Origin of the sequence: Nocardia lijiangensis NBRC 108240 (genome assembly GCF_001613045.1) — a bacterium.
In the GTDB taxonomy this organism is placed as follows: domain Bacteria; phylum Actinomycetota; class Actinomycetes; order Mycobacteriales; family Mycobacteriaceae; genus Nocardia; species Nocardia lijiangensis.
On the sequence record NZ_BDBP01000042.1, the window covers coordinates 50,660 to 68,190 of the forward strand.

At 66.4% G+C, this 17,531-nt stretch carries 16 protein-coding genes and 1 pseudogene; 10 read left to right on the top strand and 7 right to left on the bottom strand.

Translation table 11 applies throughout. The features are described from left to right. The first annotated feature begins 93 nt into the window (after nt 1-93). Both NL1_RS37650 and NL1_RS16870 read left to right on the top strand, forming a co-directional pair. Complete coding sequence (locus tag NL1_RS37650; protein WP_218024439.1) at nt 94-579, top strand: hypothetical protein; 486 nt, start codon at nt 94-96, stop codon at nt 577-579. 135 nt (nt 580-714) lie between these two features. After that, nucleotides 715-1,205, top strand: a pseudogene (locus NL1_RS16870) (integrase core domain-containing protein); the annotation flags it as partial. A gap of 64 nt (nt 1,206-1,269) precedes the next feature. Here the strand turns inward: NL1_RS16870 and NL1_RS16875 are convergent. After that, complete coding sequence (locus NL1_RS16875) at nt 1,270-1,590, bottom strand: hypothetical protein (protein ID WP_156094894.1); 321 nt, start codon at nt 1,588-1,590, stop codon at nt 1,270-1,272. Nucleotides 1,591-2,423: 833 nt separating this feature from the next. Here NL1_RS16875 and NL1_RS16885 point away from each other — a divergent pair. The 5 genes from NL1_RS16885 to NL1_RS16905 all read left to right on the top strand — a co-directional run bounded on the left by NL1_RS16885 (nt 2,424) and on the right by NL1_RS16905 (nt 8,616). Beyond that, nucleotides 2,424-4,073, top strand: a complete 1,650-nt coding sequence (locus NL1_RS16885; protein ID WP_156094895.1) for an amidohydrolase family protein — start codon at nt 2,424-2,426, stop codon at nt 4,071-4,073. Nucleotides 4,074-4,361: 288 nt separating this feature from the next. Then, nucleotides 4,362-5,078 carry a DUF8020 domain-containing protein gene (locus tag NL1_RS16890; RefSeq protein ID WP_067840462.1) on the top strand — a complete coding sequence of 239 codons (717 nt, stop codon included), beginning with the start codon at nt 4,362-4,364 and terminating at the stop codon, nt 5,076-5,078. Nucleotides 5,079-5,094: 16 nt separating this feature from the next. Beyond that, nucleotides 5,095-5,850, top strand: a complete 756-nt coding sequence (locus tag NL1_RS16895) for a DUF8020 domain-containing protein (protein WP_156094896.1) — start codon at nt 5,095-5,097, stop codon at nt 5,848-5,850. Between the two features lie 104 nt (nt 5,851-5,954). Continuing rightward, nucleotides 5,955-7,199, top strand: a complete 1,245-nt coding sequence (locus NL1_RS16900) for an MFS transporter (protein WP_067840466.1) — start codon at nt 5,955-5,957, stop codon at nt 7,197-7,199. A gap of 13 nt (nt 7,200-7,212) precedes the next feature. Further along, a complete protein-coding gene (locus NL1_RS16905; RefSeq protein ID WP_067840468.1) occupies nt 7,213-8,616 on the top strand; it encodes a GH1 family beta-glucosidase in 1,404 nt (467 codons plus the stop codon). A 416-nt stretch (nt 8,617-9,032) separates the two neighbouring features. On the opposite strand, the gene NL1_RS38175 is transcribed toward NL1_RS16905, so the two are convergent. After that, nucleotides 9,033-9,203: a hypothetical protein gene (locus NL1_RS38175; protein WP_162272744.1), complete on the bottom strand. Its 171-nt coding sequence runs from the start codon at nt 9,201-9,203 to the stop codon at nt 9,033-9,035. Nucleotides 9,204-9,299: 96 nt separating this feature from the next. Here NL1_RS38175 and NL1_RS38180 point away from each other — a divergent pair, with 96 nt between their 5' ends. Continuing rightward, complete coding sequence (locus tag NL1_RS38180; RefSeq protein WP_162272745.1) at nt 9,300-9,689, top strand: inorganic diphosphatase; 390 nt, start codon at nt 9,300-9,302, stop codon at nt 9,687-9,689. A 378-nt stretch (nt 9,690-10,067) separates the two neighbouring features. Here the strand turns inward: NL1_RS38180 and NL1_RS16915 are convergent, their stop codons facing one another. Genes NL1_RS16915 through NL1_RS16930 form a run of 4 tightly spaced genes read right to left on the bottom strand, consistent with a single transcriptional unit; the run spans nt 10,068 to nt 14,161 of the window. Then, entirely contained in the window at nt 10,068-10,817 is a 750-nt protein-coding gene (locus NL1_RS16915) for a DUF8020 domain-containing protein (protein ID WP_067840470.1), read from the bottom strand. A 25-nt stretch (nt 10,818-10,842) separates the two neighbouring features. After that, complete coding sequence (locus NL1_RS16920; protein WP_067840472.1) at nt 10,843-11,559, bottom strand: DUF8020 domain-containing protein; 717 nt, start codon at nt 11,557-11,559, stop codon at nt 10,843-10,845. Next, complete coding sequence (locus NL1_RS16925; RefSeq protein ID WP_067840473.1) at nt 11,556-12,965, bottom strand: MFS transporter; 1,410 nt, start codon at nt 12,963-12,965, stop codon at nt 11,556-11,558. The genes NL1_RS16920 and NL1_RS16925 overlap by 4 nt, the downstream gene beginning before the upstream one ends. Continuing rightward, nucleotides 12,962-14,161 (bottom strand): alpha/beta fold hydrolase, encoded by a 1,200-nt coding sequence (locus NL1_RS16930; RefSeq protein WP_067840475.1) that lies wholly within the window; start codon nt 14,159-14,161, stop codon nt 12,962-12,964. Before NL1_RS16930 ends, NL1_RS16925 begins: the two co-directional genes overlap by 4 nt. A 104-nt stretch (nt 14,162-14,265) precedes the next feature. Between NL1_RS16930 and NL1_RS16935 the strand changes: the two genes are divergently transcribed. Continuing rightward, entirely contained in the window at nt 14,266-14,862 is a 597-nt protein-coding gene (locus NL1_RS16935; RefSeq protein ID WP_067840477.1) for a TetR/AcrR family transcriptional regulator, read from the top strand. 125 nt (nt 14,863-14,987) lie between these two features. On the opposite strand, the gene NL1_RS16940 is transcribed toward NL1_RS16935, so the two are convergent. After that, on the bottom strand, nt 14,988-15,434 hold the full coding sequence (locus tag NL1_RS16940; RefSeq protein WP_156094897.1) for an MBL fold metallo-hydrolase: 447 nt from the start codon (nt 15,432-15,434) through the stop codon (nt 14,988-14,990). Between the two features lie 1,129 nt (nt 15,435-16,563). On the opposite strand from NL1_RS16940, the gene NL1_RS16945 reads away from it, so the two are divergent. Beyond that, entirely contained in the window at nt 16,564-17,235 is a 672-nt protein-coding gene (locus NL1_RS16945; RefSeq protein ID WP_084510676.1) for a hypothetical protein, read from the top strand. Nucleotides 17,236-17,531 lie beyond the last annotated feature (296 nt).

Below are 17,531 nucleotides of genomic sequence, written 5' to 3' on the forward strand. Positions count from 1 at the left end.
GCATGGGACGCTTTCGATTTCGACAAGGGCGACTGGGATGGAGGTTTCGGATACAGCAGCGCGTGCGATAACACACTTCCACTGTCACGAACTATGTCCGCCATCTGGTGCCTGAGCTTCTCCTCACCGAACTTACCTCGCGAGTCCTACAGCTCGAACATCCTCGAATGGGGAGGACGCTTCGCACGCAACACCATCGACGAACTAGACGCACGCTGCGGCACCTCCTCCTGCAGTCCCCGCTCATGCTCCGGCACCATCGCGAAAACACGTAGCGGAGGTATTTTTGTAGATGCTTGGACCCGCTTGTACCTCCCGTTCTTCTACAACCAGGGCGTGAGCGTGCGCGCCAGCACCTTGATCCACGAAGCTCGCCATGCCGACGGCAAAGGACACAACCGCGGAGACAACGACTCGAGCTGGGAGTACAACGGTGCCTGGCGCTGGGAGGTCGCGTGGTTGAGCTGGTTCGTCGGCGAGGGCCAGAACACATCGACTGCCATGCGCGAACAGGCCAGGCAGGAGGCCAACAACATCCTCAACACCAACTTCGAAACGCATCCAGGCTTCAACATCTGACAGTTGAGGCAATCGACGCACTGGCGATCACACCGGTCGGAAAACGGGACTGCCCCGAGTTTGGTGGCTCTTCACAATCTGAGGTGTAGCCGCGGCCTGAACCCGCCAGCCTCGAGTAGGGACCTGGCGATATAGTACACTCGCGAATGTTTGGGCGGGCTTGTGGAGCGCTCGATCACCGCCGACAGGTTGATCGACGAACTCGACCGCATCGCCGCTCAACGCGGCTACCCGGCAGCGCTGCGCTGCGCTGCGACAACGGTCCGGAGCTGGCCTGCTCGGCGATGCAGGACTGGGCCGGTGAACGTGTCGGTCTGGCATTCATCCCGCCGGGCCAGCCCTGGCGCAACGGCTACATCGAATCGTTCAACGGCCGACTGCGCGATGAATGCCTCAACATCAACAGCTTCTGGTCACTGACCCAAGCTCGCGTCGTGATCAGCGACTGGAAGACCGATTACAACCACTAACGCAGACATTCCGCACTGGGCTACCAAACCCCAGCCGGATACGCTGCAATCACCGATGACCGGCTCTCACACACCCTGGACCGATCGACGGGGTCCCGTCACAAAGCCATCGCCAGTTCGAGTGAGAACTTGCCACGGTTGACACAGATCACGTGAGAAATGACAGATCAGATGAGAACTGACACAGCCGGCGCTTCGAACCACCAGCCTCCGGCTGGTGTCAGCCAGTCGTGACCGGACCGAGGATGTCCAACCGGACGTCAAAGAGGAAAGGCACGTCGTCGGGGCCACCGTCCAGCCACCGCGTACTGACGGTGGCGATGTCATCGATGACGTCGTCGATCGTGCACTCGATGCTGGTCAGGCGGGGATAGGTCGATGTCGGTCGCAGGTCGCCACCGAAATAGGCGCTCTTGCCGACCAGTTGGTGAGGTCGGCCGTGCACGTCGGCAAATTCGACCAGTACGATGCCTGGTTGCGGGTCGTCGGTAAGCCACACGACAGCGGTGGCGGGCAGCTCGCAACCGTCGCCCTTGCCCAATCTCGGTTCCACCACGACACCCTATCGGCCGTCCGCCGTCCGCCTCGATCAGTGGATCTTTCTTATCTTCCTCAACGGCGTAACCGACGTTCTCGGCTGGCGGCCCGCCGGACCGTAGCCGGATCCCTCCCCTCGGTCTGCCGCATGAGCGGATGATCGGGTAGCCGCCATCAGGTCGGGGTCGTTGAGCGCTGCGGTCCAACCTTCGAGTACCGGCTGGCCACGCGCCAGAATGATGCCGTGCGTTTTCGTGGCAACCTTCCGTTTCGCGGCCGGATCGTCTGGCTCACTTCCGATCAAGGCGGCCGTTCCTCGGGACCACCACCTACGCCTACCGACCAGGACTATGCCGCAACAGCATTCGCCCCTCCGCACGGCATGCAGGGCGGGCTGGCAGGGCGGTACGGGAGCGAGCCTCGGATCACCACCGATGTCGCGCTGGATCTGCTGCCCGGCGCGAACGGCGTTGCGATCGCAATCGGCCGCGGAAGCGAATGGGCCACCGTCGTTTCCGACCGCGGGTGTGTGCGGTTCCGCGGATACCGGACCCGGGAAGCCCACGATTCCGATCAGGGCGACAGCGATCGCCACGAGCGCTGGTTCGAACATCGGTTCCTCCTCGACGGAAGCACAGTGCGACAGGTTTCCGTGTGTCACTCGCCCAGATGCAGGTGGTCCCGGATCCGGTTCACGGCCGCGGCGGGCCGGCAGGTGAGGTGACATCACCCGACCCCTTCGGGTGCGAATTCGATACCGATCCGACAGATTTCGCCGCGACCCGCCGACGACCTCCGCTATTTTGGTCACTTGTCCAGATGACCCTCGGAGAGTGCATGTATCGAACACGGTTGCCGGCCGGACACCTCGTCGCTGTCCTCGCCGTCGTCTGCGGCCTCCTGGCCGCACCACCGGCACGCGCGGACACGCCGTGGTGGGAGCCGGTCGGGCGCCCGGCGCCCGATGTCTCCGTGAATGTCACCGGGGCCCCGTTCCGCGGCGCCGGGAACGGGGTGCGCGGGTTCGCCGATGTGCACAATCACGTGATGTCGAACCTCGGGTTCGGCGGGCGCCTGGTATGCGGCAAGCCCTACTCCGAACAGGGCGTAGCCGATGCCCTGGCCGATTGCCCCGAGCATCGGCCCGACGGTGCCGGGGCGCTGTTCGAGAACCTCACCGCCGACGGGGACTGGCAGCACGACCCGACGGGCTGGCCTACCTTCACCGACTGGCCGACACCGCTCACCACCACCCACCAGCAGAACTACTACGCCTGGCTCGAGCGCTCGTGGCGGGCCGGGCAGCGAGTACTGGTCACCGACATGGTGTCCAATGCGGTGATCTGCACGATCCTGCCCGCCAAGGATCGCGGCTGCGACGAGATGACGGCGATCCGCGCGCAGATCACCGCCACCTACGACCTGCAGGACTACATCGACCGGATGTTCGGCGGCCCGGGCAAGGGCTGGTTCCGGATCGTGACCGACGCAGGCGCCGCCCGGCAGGTGATCGAGGACGGCAAGCTCGCCGTCGTCCTCGGTGTCGAGACCTCCGAGCCGTTCGGTTGCCGGCAGGTCCTCGATGTCCCGCAATGCTCGCAGGCCGACATCGACCGTGGCCTGGACGAGCTCCACGCCCTCGGCGTTCGCAGCATGTACCTGTGCCACAAGTTCGACAACGCACTGTGCGGAGTGCGCTTCGACGAGGGGACCACCGGCACCTTGATCAATGCGGGCCAGTTCATTTCCACCGGCACCTGGTGGCAGACCGAACAGTGCCGGGGCGATGCCGCGGACAATCCGATCACCACTGTTGCGCTACCCGACGTCGTGCGGGACAAGCTGCCCGCCGGCACCGAGGTTCCCACGTACGCCGACGGCGCGCAGTGCAATACCCGCGGACTCACCCAACTCGGCGAAAGCGCGGTACGGGCGATGATGCAGCGCGGCATGATGATCGAGGTCGATCATATGAGTGCCCGAGCCGCGGACCGCACGCTCGATATTCTCGCGGAGCACGGATATCCCGGGGTCGTCTCCTCACACAGCTGGATGGATCTCGCCTACGCGGAACGGCTCTACACCCTGGGCGGATTCCTGGCCGTCTACGACCACGACAGTGCGGAGTTCCTCGCCGCCGCGCGCCGGACCGCCGCACTTCGGAACAGATTCGGCACCGGCCTCGGGATCGGCAGCGACTACAACGGCGTCGGAGCACACCCCGTCGCGCCGGGGCCCGAGTCGCCGAGTGCGCTGACCTACCCATTCCGCACCCTCGACGGCGGCGCGGTGGTCGACCGGCAGCAATCCGGTTCGCGCACCTTCGATTTCACCCGGGACGGGGCCGCCCACGTCGGTATGTTGCCGGACTGGCTCGAGGATGTCCGCCTGCGCGGCGGTGAGGATGTCATCACCGATGTCCAGCGTGGCGCCGAGTCCTATCTCGACACCTGGTCCGCGACCCAGGAATTCGGATCCGGCGGATAATCGAGCGCCGCGACCCGCGATATCCGCACGGGCTTTCACGACAGACATCGAATGGACGACGATTCACCACAATTATCCGGCATGAATTCAAAACAGCCTGGTAGCCGACCCCACGGGCCGAGACACAGGTCGATCACGCTTGCCCCGAAAACCATTGGTGCCCAATATTCCTCATCAATCCGGAAATGCCGGGAAACTAAGTAATTCACGCATTCACGAGTTAGCGTGTGAGGTGTCGGTGAGATTCGGCTCACCGACTGATTCACCCGCAGGGAACCAGAGAAGTTCATGACTATTTTGCGATCGGCATTCGTTGCCGCGATCACGGCGGCCACCGTCACGGCCGGGATGACCACCTCGGCGGCGGACCCCGCACGGCCCGCCGAACCCGTCACCTACCACATCGATGTGGTCGACCGGTCGGTCGTCACCACCCTCGACCGCGGCATCTTCGCCCTGGCGGCCGACGCGGCCACCGTCGCCGTGCGCGATGCCGCAGGCGAACTCGTCGACACACTGCCGCTGTCGGCGATCCTGGACGGTCAGCAGCTGCCGCTGACCCAGCAGGTCTCCGCCGACGGCCGTACCCTCACCTTGACACCCGACCTGTCCGGCCTCGACCGCTCCACGCTGACCCCGATCGCGTCCCCGCTCGAGAACCAGCTCGCGATGAACGACCTGATCAACGCAGTGAGCCTGAGCACCTCGCTGGGCAGCCTGGTGGGCACCGCGATCGGCGCGATCGCCGGCATCGGTATCGGATTCGTGCTGGCAGGCGCAAGCTGCGTGGCGCTCAGCCTGGGCTGCGTGGTCGCGGTCCTGCCGATCATGGCGCTGACGGCAGGCGTCGGTGGCATAACAGGCCTGATCCTCGCCGGTGGACCCGTCGCGATCGGCGCCGCGTTCGAATACCTGACCACGCTCAGCGCCCCCGACGGCGCCAGCAAGTACGGCGAGCAGACCCGGGGCAAGCCCGGCGGTGCGCCCGCTCCGATCCCGCAGTAGAAGGCAGAGGATCCAGATGCGACTCCACGCAACAACTCTCATGGTGCTGGCGGCTGTCGCGGCAGCGGCGACGACCGGGCAGGCGGCCAACGCCGCACCCGGTGCCCCGGCGCGCTTCCACGCCACCCTGGCGCCGAACTCGGTGATCATCACCCTCGACCACGCCGACTTCGTCCCGGCGGCCGGACGCGCCGCGGTCGACATCCGCGACGAACAGGGCACCGTCGTGTCGACGGTGCCGTCGACCATGCAGATCGACCAGCACCGATTTCCAGTCGCCGCCCAGGTCTCGCCGGATCGGCGCACGCTGACGCTGACCCCCGACCTCGGCGCGGTTCGCGCGGCGGGCCTGAGTCCGGTCGCGTCACCGTTCGAAGAGCAGCTCGCGCTCAACGATCTGACCGGCGACCTGTCGACGAACATGACCGTCGGCTCGATCGCGGGAATGCTCGTCGGCGCGGTGGTCGGCGCCGGGCTCGGTCTCGGGTCCTGTCTGATCACCGGCCCGGGCTGCCTGGTCATCCTGCCTGCCGCCGTCACCGCCTTCGCCGCGGGCGGCGGTGTCGCCGGAACATTGGTCGGCGGCGCGGCCACCCTGGCCGACTCCGGCTGGCGATATCTGCTGACCGTCCAGTCTCCACCCGGCCAGAGCCCGTACGCCAACTCCGACGGCCTGCAGGACCCCGGCGGCGCCGGTGCGCCCAACGCCAACCTGCGCCTGCCCTCCGGCTCCGGTGACGGCATCACCACTGGCTCCGGAGCGATCGGCTGACCTGGTCGTCGGCACCCTCGGCGCCGCAGGCCCACCACCGGCCGACGGCGCCGCGGCCCGATCACCGCCGCCCACCTCGCCGGACGCAACCCTCGGAGGGGCGCATGAGCACGGACCATCGGGTGCCGCATCGAGCCGAGCCGAGCCAACCCGTCTCACACCGCTGGATCGCGGCGATCACAGTGGCCAATGTCGGCCTGTTCACCGCGTGGTTTGGGCCGATCCTGACGCTGCTCGGACTACAGACGCAACGTTTCGCCGGATCGGACAAGGAGGCCGCGCTCGCCTGGATCGTCGGGATCGGCGCGCTCTGTTCGACGGTGGCCACGCCGATCTTCGGCGCGCTGTCCGACCGCACCGTCTCCCGGTACGGCCGCCGCCTGCCCTGGGTGGTCGCCGGGACCACCGGCGGTGTGCTGAGCCTGATCCTGCTCGCCGTCGCGCCCGGCCTGATCGTCGTCGGAATCGGTTGGTGCGCAGCGCAGATCGCGCTCAACGCGAACTTCGCCGCGATCACCGCGGCGGTGCCCGATCACGTCCCGCGAGCACAGCGCGGGATCGTCGGCGGATTCCTCGGACTGGCACAGACCGTCGGTGGGGTCGTCGGCACCGGCCTCGCCGTACTCGCCGGGGGGATCGCCGGCGGCTATCTCGCGTGCGCGGTGTTCCTGGTGATCGCGACCCTGCCCTATCTGGCCATGCGGCGCGACCACCCGCTCGATCCGGCCGAGCGGGAACAGTTTTCGTGGCTGGAGTTCGGCCGGGGCTTCTGGGTGAGTCCACGGCGGCACCCCGATTTCGCCTGGGCGTGGGTGACCCGGTTCCTGATCAACCTCAGCTTCGCCATCGGACTGGTCTACCTGCTCTTCTATCTCGGTGACGCCGTCGGCCACCACTCCCCCGCCCAGGGAGTGCTCGTGCTCACCGCGGTCAATTCCGCGGCGCTGCTCGCCACGGTCCTCGTCGCGGGCGCGATCTCCGACCGGACCGACCGTCGCCGGGTGTTCGTGTGCGTGGCAGGTCTGGTGATGGCCGCCGCCACGACGAGTCTGGCGCTGTGGCACGTCTGGCCGGTCGCCGTCGTCGCGGTCGCGGTCCTCGGCCTCGGTATGGGGGTCTTCACCTCGGTCGACCTCGCGCTGATGATCGACGTGCTGCCCGCGGCCGCCGACCGCGGCAAGGACCTGGGCGTGGTCAATATCGCCAACGCGATGCCCCAGGTGCTCGCCCCCGTGCTGGCCGCGCCGCTCGTGAGCAGTTTCGGCGGGTACGGCGCGCTCTACGGCGTGGCCGCCGCGCTCGCCGCGACCGGCGCCGTACTCGTCTACAAGATCAGTACTGTCGATTAGGAAGCAGGCCACCATGACCGACTATCCCACGCTCCCCACCGACTTCGTGTACGGCGTCGCCACGGCCGCCTACCAGATCGAGGGGGCCGTCGATGCCGACGGTCGCGGACCCTCGATCTGGGACACCTTCTGCGCCGAACCGGGCCGCATCCACAACGGCGAGACCGGCGCTATCGCCTGCGACCACTACCGCCGCTACCGCGAGGACGTCGCGTTGATGAAAGATCTCGGCATCGACTCCTACCGGTTCTCCATCGCATGGCCCCGCATTCAGCCGACCGGTGCCGGGAAGCCGAACACCCGGGGGCTGGACTTCTACGACCGGCTCGTCGACGCGCTGGTCGAGGCCGGGATCTCCCCGGCCGTGACGCTCTACCACTGGGATCTGCCGCAGGCCCTGCAGGATCGCGGTGGCTGGGAGAACCGGGACACCGCACTGCGGCTGGCCGATTACGCCAGGATCGTGGCCGAACGGCTCGGCGACCGGGTCGGGCTGTGGATGCCGGTCAACGAGCCCGTCGTGGCCACCATGTTCGGCCATGCGGTGGGAACCCACGCGCCCGGAAAGGAACTCGGCCTCGGCGCCCTGCCCGTCGCGCACCACATGCTGCTCGGGCACGGCCTGGCGACCCGGGCACTCCGCGCGGCCGGAGCATCCCGGATCGGCATCGCCGCCAACCATCAACCGACCCGGCCTGCCGATGACACCCCGCAGGACCGCGATGCCGCGGACTATTTCGACACCTTGATCAACTGGCTGTTCGCCGACCCGATCCTGCTCGGACGCTACCCCGACGACCTGATCACCGCGATGATGCCCGGCCCCGTCGCCGACGACCTCGCCGTCATCTCCACCCCGCTGGACTGGTACGGCATCAACTACTACCAGCCGACCCTGGTCGGGGCGGCGGGCACCGCCACCGACGACTCGCCGGTGCTGGAAGGGGCCGCGCTCCCCGCGGGCCTGCCCTTCGAAATGCGCCGGATCACCGGCGTTCCCGAAACCGATTTCGGCTGGGCGATCCTGCCCGACGGACTGCACGAGATGCTCACGACATTCCGCAAGCGCTACGGCGCGAACCTGCCACCGCTCTACATCACCGAGAGCGGATGCTCGTTCCACGACCATGTCGACGCACACGGACAGGTCGACGACCGCAACCGGATCGACTATCACGACGGCCATCTGCGAGCCGTCGCGCGGGCGATCGCCGACGGCGTCGACGTTCGCGGCTACTTCGCCTGGTCGCTGCTCGACAACTTCGAGTGGGCCGCCGGCTACTCCGAGCAATTCGGTCTCGTGCACGTCGACTACGACACCCAGACCCGCACCCCCAAGGAGTCCTTCCACTGGTTCCGCGACCTGATCGCCGACGCCCGAGTCCGCGGCGACCGTATCGGACGGGCCAGGGCATGACCGGCACCGACCGAACGGCGGCTATTCGGCGGGAACGTGGAGTTCTACGGCCAGGCTCGGATCCGTCGGCGACAGTGGCATTCGGGGACCCGAAGCACCGTGACCGTCAGATCTCGACGATCTGGTATTCGCCGATCTGTCCGCTGAGATACCGCAGGTGATCGCCGGAATCGCCGAGGGTGTTCGATGGCGGTCAGCCGGGCGGTCGATGACCTCACCACCGGAACCCGGCGTGTTCCCGACTACGGCCCGTGATCAGCTTCGTGGCCCCGGGGCCACGAAGCTGATCAGTCGCTCGGGCTGAGCATCTCGTAGCGCGAAGGGGCAGTCGCTCTCACCGCTCAACCCTCACCGACACCGGCGGATATGCAGGCCGGCATCGACCACAGCTTCCGGACGAGATCGTCGGCAGACTGCTATTGAACACCCAGGAATCCGCTCAGGACCTCGTTGGACTGTTGATGTTGGGGGCCAGAGAGCAGGCGATCGCGGTCATCGGTGTTGTCGGCGGCGCCGCTTTCCTTGACCAGCATGATCGCTGCCTTGGCGATTTCTTGTGCGCACCACCAGAATTCCTCAACGTCCACGCAGTCGGCTACCGCCCAGCGGCTGGGCCACATGGACTACCTGTGCATGTGGATCGGCAAGCCCAAGCCGATCCCCGCAGGCGATATCCTCGACGAGTGAACCCGAACCCACCGACACCGCCGACGAGCGAGGAATCGCAATCGTTGCAGTTGGCGCGCGGGTTCCTGGGCCGGACGGTGGATCTGACCATCGACCGGCCCTACGGCAGCGCCCACCCGGTACACGGGTTTCGCTACCTCGCGAACTACGGATTCGTGCCCAGCACCCTCGCCCCCGACGGCGACGAACTCGACGCCTACTACCTCGGGAAGCCCGAGCCGATGGACACTGCGTCGGGGACCTGTGTCGCGATCATCCACCGCATCGACGACGATGACGACAAACTTGTCGTCATCCCGACCGGTACCGCACCGCCCGATGACGACGCCATCGCATCGGCCGTCGAGTTCCAGGAGATCGCGGGCCGATACCGCATCCTGCGGTGAGTGGGTCAGTCCGGGCTATCAGGATCACGGAGCTTGCGGTGGGTGCCGCCGAGGTCTGGCAGACGGAAAGCGCGCCCCCATCTGCCCCTTCAGATGACTTCCTCCCGGATCGAGCCAGCCCGCTACGTAGGTGTAGCCCGCTGCGGGAGGGCGCAATGAAATCGATGCCGGCGTGGCAAGCGAAGTGTGGCCAGGAACCGGTGGTCGGAGATCTGATCTGCTGTTGCCGGTACCGGTAGTGATGTCCTCGAGCACTTCGTCCCCGGATTCGCCGCGACGACTTGTGCAGATCATCGAATCGAACCTCTGGCGAATGATCGCCGCCTGCACACCGAATTGGACCGGAAGGTGTTGTGCTGCAGTTTATCCGTGCCTGGGTCAGCCTGATGAGCCGCTCTTGAGCGCGCCCGCTGATCCGCTCGGTAGCCGCAGGTGGGCATCGGGAACCCCGGTGCCGTTCGGATCGAGCAGGCCGTCTTGGTGTGCGTACGGGCTCTGGCCGGGCGGCGCTTGCAGGGTGGTGACGTACTTCCAGAGACCGTCGGCCATGGCTGCGCCGCCGAGGACGAGAGTACCGACGACGCCACCGGCGCCGGCGAACGCGAGGATGGCGGCGGGGGTGGTGGCGAGGCAGCCCGGCCCCACGGCGAGGCAGGAGCCGAGGCCGATGGCGGCACCGACCAGCGCGCCGAGTACGGTGCCGATGATCGTGCCGATGAGGGGGCCCCTCGCCATATTGTCGGCGAAATCGTTGAATGCCAGTTGATTCTCCATCGGGGACGCGACCGGACGCGGCGGGTCCAGTGCGATCCCGGTGCGGTCAGGGGTGAGCGTGAGGGTGCGTCCATCCCCGGAGATCTGCTCGTGGATCGGTCCGCGCCGGCCGTCCAGCAGGAAGGCCAGCGGCATGGTCGTGACCGGTTGTCCGCCGATGTCATGGATGGTGATCGAGTGCCGGTCGGCTGACACCGCAAAGGTGCCGCCATCGAGTGTGGCGACTACGGAATTGCCCACTACTGTGGCGCGGTACCCGGTCGGTGCCGCCGGCTCGGCCTTTGCCGGCGCGGCAGCGATCGCGAGGGTGCCTGCCATCGCGATGGCGGCAAGAGTGGTTGTGCGGTAATTCATTTCGGTGCTATCTCCGTCGTCACTGTCAACGCGGTCCGTCGGCGGGCGGGACACCGGGCTTGCCCTGGAGGTATTCGGCGTATTTGCTATGGCCGGGTGGAGTATTGAGGGTCGTGACGTATTCGTAGAGCGCATAGGCGGTGGTGGGGCCACCGGCGATGATCAGGCCGGTCAAGCCGCCGACCGCGCCGACCAGGCTGACGATGGGGAGCACCGCCACGACACAGCCGAGACTGAGAATCACACAGGAGGCACCGGCCAGGGCGAACCCGATGCCGATGCCGACGACGGCGCCGATTGCGGTGCCGATCAGGGTGCCCACCGACATACCGATGCTGGCCGCGTTGATGAGATCGTTCATGGCGAGCTGGTTTTCGAGGGGCGAGGCGACCGGTTGCAGTGTCTGGCGGTGGATGCCGCTGGTGTCGGGGGTGAGGGTGAGGGTGCGGCCGTCGGCGGAGATCCGTTGCCGCACGGGGTGTGGTCGGCCGTCGATCGTGAAGATCAGCGGCAGCGCGGTGAGGAACTGTCCGGCGGTGTCGCGGATGGTCACGGACCGCTGGTCGTCGGTGACGGCGAAAGCGCCGTGGTCGAGGGTGGTGACCACGGATGTGTCGGCCAATGTCGCGTGATACGTCACGGGCAGTGGCGTCTCGGGCGCTGCGCCGGCGGGGACGTCGGCTCCGCAGACAGTCGCGGTGGTGAGCAGTGCGGTGATGACCGTACCGCGGGTGTTTTTCATGGTTTCCTCATCTGTGTGCTGTCCGGCGCTGCGATGAGCGCCGCGGATGGATGGTCCGGCGGCGGGATTGCCGAACCACCTCGCCCGCGTATGCGGGTGGCGTGAAATGGACTGGTACTCGCCGAGATCGAGATTTCAGCGGGAGACGCAGGATGCCGGGGAGCCGCGGCATGCCGGGCAGCGTCCCGGTCCGGCCTGATTACCAGCATCGACATCACCCCGCCCGCCACGAGAAGCCACCCGGCGATATCGAAGGCGTGCGTGAACCCGGTCGACTGGGTCGGCGCCGCGTCGAGGAGCCTGCCGGTGACGTACGGTGCGAGCAGGCTGGCGACGGCGGCGACCGCGTACGAGATTCCGAGCGCGGCGCTGCGCTTTCCGGCTGGGCAGGTGTCGGCGATCGCGGCGTTGACCAGAGGTGTCTGCGCGGTGCCCGCCGAGAAGGCGACGACGACGAGCAGCAGGGCGAGCGGTGCGGCGTCGGCCCTGGTCAGGGTCAGCATGCATACCCCGGCCAGCACGGTGACCGTGCCACCGAGCACACCGTAGGCGATTCTGCGGGAAACACCACGCCGAACCGCGCTTTGCGCGAGGGTGCCGACAGTGAGGACCAGAATGATGGCGGCTACGCTCGGCAGGCCGATCAATCCGCCCACCGCGGCTTTGCCGAATCCGGCCTCGTCTTCCAGATACAGCGGTAGCCAGGCGAGTCCGAGGGCAAGGGCCCACATCACGGTGAAGGTCGAGAACGTGCCGCCGAGCCACGTTCCGGTAGTGATGATGCGCCGGTAAGGGACACCCGAATCGGCGGCGGATCCTGATTCGGCCCGCACGTGATAGGGACCGCTTCCACCGTAACGCAGCCACGCCAGCAACCACAGCAAACCGAGCACGCCGAGTAGACCGAATGCGGCACGCCAGCCCAGCAGACCAATGGTCAGGATGATCAGCGGCCCGCCGAGCACCGCGCCGAGCGCGCCGCCAGCAGTGACGGCGGCCGAGGGAAGAGCGCGCCTGTGTTCCGGGAACCAAGTGAAGGCGGTGTGGTTGGCCAGCGGAAATCCGGGACCTTCGCCCGCGCCGAGCAGGACTCGGGTGCTGAGCAGAACCGCGAATCCGGTGCCGGGGATCACGATCGGAAGCTGGGCGACGGACCAGATCAGGATGAGCCCGACGAGCAGGGGGCGTATCGGAACTCGGTTGCCGAGGAAGCCGACCAGCACCGCCGACGCGCTGAACAGCAGGTAGAACCCGCCCGCAACCGTTCCGAAGGCGGTAGCGCTGAGCCCGAGCTCGTCCATGATCGGTTCGGCGGTCAGGCCGACCACCGCCTTGTCGGCGAAGTTGAGCATCATGAACAGCATCAGCAGGGCAAGCACACCGCGCGCGCTGCGGCGAGCGGTCACCGGCCGAGGCGGGTGTCGAGCCAATCGAAAGTCTGCTGGTTGAACAGCTGCGTCGCCCCCTCATGGCAGTGCTCGCCGCCACCATCCGCTGCTGCGAAGACCATCAGTTCCTTCTCGCACCGCAATGCGTCATGGACCTTGACGGGCTGGCCGCGGAAGAACTGGTCGTTCTCCGCCTCGAGAACGAGGGTCGGGCAGGTGATCTTGTCCGCGAGCCCGTCCAGGGTGTAGGGCTGGGTCATCCGGATGTATTCGGCCGGCGATGCCGCGCCGAAGGTCCACATGCCGTTACGCACCGCCCAGCGGCTCTGGGTCGACAACGCCATCATCAACTGCAGGACGGGATTCGCGAGGTCGTCGCGCTTGTCGATGATCCAGTCATAAAGAAACGGCGGCATCGCATCGAGGTACGCCTCGTGGAAGCTGTACACCCCATCGTGCAGGACACAGGCTGCGAAGCGGTGCTCGAAGGCGGCCGCGCGGGCGGCGAGATAGCCGCCGAGGCTGGTGCCGAACAGGACGAGACGTGCCGGATCGACACCGGGCAACGTGATCGCGTGGTCGACCACCGGCGTGACAACCCGCTCCCAATCGGGCCGGAACACCAAGCCGGACTCCCGCCGCGCCGAGGCCTGCCCGGGCCCTTCGAAGGCCAGCACGTGGTAACCGCGCCGCACGGCCCCCTCGGCCGCGAAAAAGTAGAGTTCCTCCAGCGTCGAGTCGAATCCGCCGTGCAGGATGACGGTGGGCCGCGGCTCGCCCGAATCGTCCACGCGGAACAGGTATCCGGGCAGCGCACCGCCCTCGTACGGGATCGCCTGGTGCAGTGGCGGGTGGTCGAACAGCTCGGCCGCGGTGGCGAAGGTCTGCCGCGACAGCATCGCAAGGCGGGCTGACACCGTGTCGTTGTCCGGATCCTCTCGGCGATAGAAGTCCGCGTTCCGGTAGTAGTTCGAGGCACGGAGCAGGGCCTCCCGCGCGCTGACCAGACGGCCGGCGGCGCGAGCTTCCGAGCCGATCCGATGCACGCGCTCGGCCGTGGCCGACCACTCACGACACCATGCCGCTTCGTCACCTTCGGGGATATTGCGGCAGGTGACCAGCACTTCGCCGAGCTCAGCACCGCCGTAGCAGCCGTGCCCCGCCGTTCGCAGTGCCTCGAACGAGAATGACTCGTCGTCGAATAGAAACTTCATCGTTCCTCCATCATTGGAACGGAACCGTTCCGTTGTGTTGTGGAACGCAAATTTAGCCTTGATAGCATTGGAACGCAACCGTTCCGTTCAAGAGAGGTAGCCGCATGAGTAGTCGCCGGGCCGCGGGGGCGGCAGTGCTCCGCGAGCGCGTGACCGAGACGATCGCACGCGCCGCCTTCGACGAACTCGCCGAGACCGGGTACGCCCGGCTGTCGATGGAGGCCGTGACCCGGCGAGCCGGCGTCGGCAAGGCGGCGCTGTACCGGCGCTGGCCGTCGAAGGACGCCATGCTGATCGATCTGGTGTCCACCGCAGTGCGCGAGCACAGCCCCGCGGATATCGACACCGGTTCACTCCGCGGCGATGTCGAGGCGTTCATCCGCGATGTCGTGGGTGTGTTGACCCATGAACTGGTGAGCCGGATCGTTCCGGACCTGTTCGCCGAAGCGGCGCGCAACCGCGATCTGGCCGATGCGTTGCGGGAGGCGGTGGCCACGCCCCGTCGCGCGGCGGCCGCCCAACTGCTGCAGCGGGCCGTCGACCGCGGCGAACTACCCGCGCACCTCGACTGCGAGCTCGGCATGGACCTGCTCGGCGCGCCACTGTTCTTCCGGCTCCTGATCACCCGAGGATCGGTCGATAACGGTTACGTCGCGCGCCTCACCAACGCCACGATGGCAGCCCTCGCTGCCGCCGAGTGACCCACGCCGTCAGTCGAATTCGATCTCGGAGACACCGCAGGCGACCCGCGGGACGTTCTGGATTCGCTGATCGATCCGATCCTGGGCCCGTTGGAATCTCTCGGGCTGTACTTCGACACCTGGCATCACCCAGACGGGCCATTCCGGGTCTCGGTCGAAAGCGAGCGTCGACATTCGGGGTTCATTCCGGTCACGGTGAGCCGGTGTTCTCGCGTGTATTCGATCTCGTTCGCCGAGGTGAGTCGGAACGGCCGATCCTGGCCGGGGTAGATGACGTCCGCGAGATCGAGTATTCGCTCGATACTCTGGTTGGCCTTGTCCTCGTCCCAGAACATCAGGGGGTAGCGCTTGGTCTGTGCGACATATGCGAAGTGCAGTGCGTCGCCGGTGATCGCGGCCCGACCGTGCTCGGTCTCGATCAGCACGCCGATGCTGCCAATCGAGTGACCGCACATGTCGACGACCCGGACATCCGGAATGATCTCGTAGCCGTCGGCAACTTCCGCGATCGGGAGTTGCTCGAGCACGAGCCCCGTCGACGACGGCGTCGCCCAGTCGTTCGCATGTGGCACGTGGGTGTATCTGCGCTCATCGCGGTGTACAGGCCCAGCGGGGCGCACTCCATCCGACAACGGAACGGCTGCTGTCCGTCGCACCGCCCACGGACTTGACCCGCAGAAACTTCCCACCCCCCTGCCGCCACAGCCAACTTCCGCGAATAGTAGGTGACCGCAGGCTGTATGAGGCTGTCGTAGGCGGCGGCCCGGGGCGCGCAGTGTGGTCTCGGAGGTGCCGACGCCGGAGGTCGTTACGATCAGCAACCACAGTAAGGAACCGGTCCTTGCTGCCACCGTTATCGCAGTTACCGCTCAACTGCAGCGCCCAGACGGAACATCCGACCACTATCAGGGCAAGGCCGACCCCGCCCTCAACGGTGTGATCGCACCAGGGAGTGCGTGGAGGACCTCGATCGCGCTTGTGAGCAATGAGTCCGGCCGCCCTCTGCGCCCAGCAACCGACGAGAAGTGGTATGTGTCCATCACTTTTCGTCTCCTCGACTCGGATGGCAGGTGGTGGGAGCGCATCGAAAACGGCCCGCCCCGTCGCATCCTTACGTGACGCCCCTCGGCACAGATGAATCAGATAGCGAACTCCCCCCTCGTAGTTGAGGATGGCAATGTCGTTGTCGACACCGATGAGAATCTCGGCGGGACTCGCCACACCGAGACATGCGGCAACGAGCGGACACGGAGTCAGGCAATCCAGCACCGCGACGGTAGACAACGTCGTGAGATCCCACACCCGCACGGTCGCGTCGTCACTGCGGTGACAGCCACGGTCGGTCGCCGAGCCGGATGCACGCCACCGCCCGTACGTGATCGGTATGGCCGCTCACCGCAATCAGGATTTCCACAAGCGACCTCACGGTGAGTTCGGTCTGGAAGCCGGGGGTAACTAGCCAGCCCTCCTACTGACATTCCTCGTGACGAGCACGCACTGACATCTCAGTGACGAATCGCACTTGCGGCAGGATGTCCCCTGTCCGGACTGACCGCCCGCTTGTCGAGGCGAGCGACTGACCGCCGAATCCTACTGGGATGCAAGCCTTATCGGCGGCTGGCACGCACTCCGGGCACCCGGCGGTCAACGACCACTGTCCTGACTCTGCCGAACTGATGCCGACTCGATCAATCTGATGCCATGAGGTTGCGCGAGGGAAGTTGTGGCGTCCCAGCCGTGGGGGCACTTGAAACGGTGGTCATGCGTACACGCTTCAATGTCGGCATGACGGATATCGACGCGGCCGCAGCCCGGCCCTCGGCGGAGTGGTTGGAATCGTGCGTCGGGGCGGATTCGGTATGGCGCCCGGCGGAACTTCCCGAGGGGTTGAGGCACGAGGAAAGCCGGAGGTTTCTCTCGACGATCGGGTACCCGGCGGTGTCCCTGAGTGCCGTCCGCTTCGACTCCTCAGACCTGCCTGCACAAGGTTTGTGGGAGGAGGACCCCGATGAGCTGTTCGGTCGCCGTGAGCCCGATGATGACTCTACTCCGGTGAAGTACTGCTACGGACTTGGCGTCTACGGCAACGACTACACACTGATGCTCGATGGCGAGCTCGGTGTCGTGGACGTCTATGACCCGAGCGGGTGGGACCACGGTGACGGCTACCGCGGCCGCGCCTTCGACTCGCTCGCCGAGTTGGCCGAGGCGGTGGGCATGTTGACCTGGTACCTCGCCCGGTTGGAGGAAGGTGAGGAACCGGCCACGGTCCTACGCGAGCTGAGCGAATCGGTGACGATGTCAGGCTGGGCGGACTCCGGTTTCTGGATCAGCGCGTTCGATCACCTCGAGGACGAGTATGGGGTGGCCTGAAAGCGAGATACTCACCGCCACAGCTGAACTCGGTGATCCGATACCGCGCCGGACCCTGGATGCGGCATCGCCACCCTGCGTGAGCTCGGACAGCGCTCCCGAGACGGATTCCGCAGGCATCGGATTGATTGAGCCACATTCCGACCAGCGCGACTCAATCAATCTGATGCACCGCACTTCAGGACGCTGGTTTGCATCAGATCAATTGAGTCAGGACAACGACGCCGACTTCAGCAAGGCGACGTTCCCTGGCCTCGCCTGGTTCGACAAGACGACGTTCTCCAGCACCGCTGGGT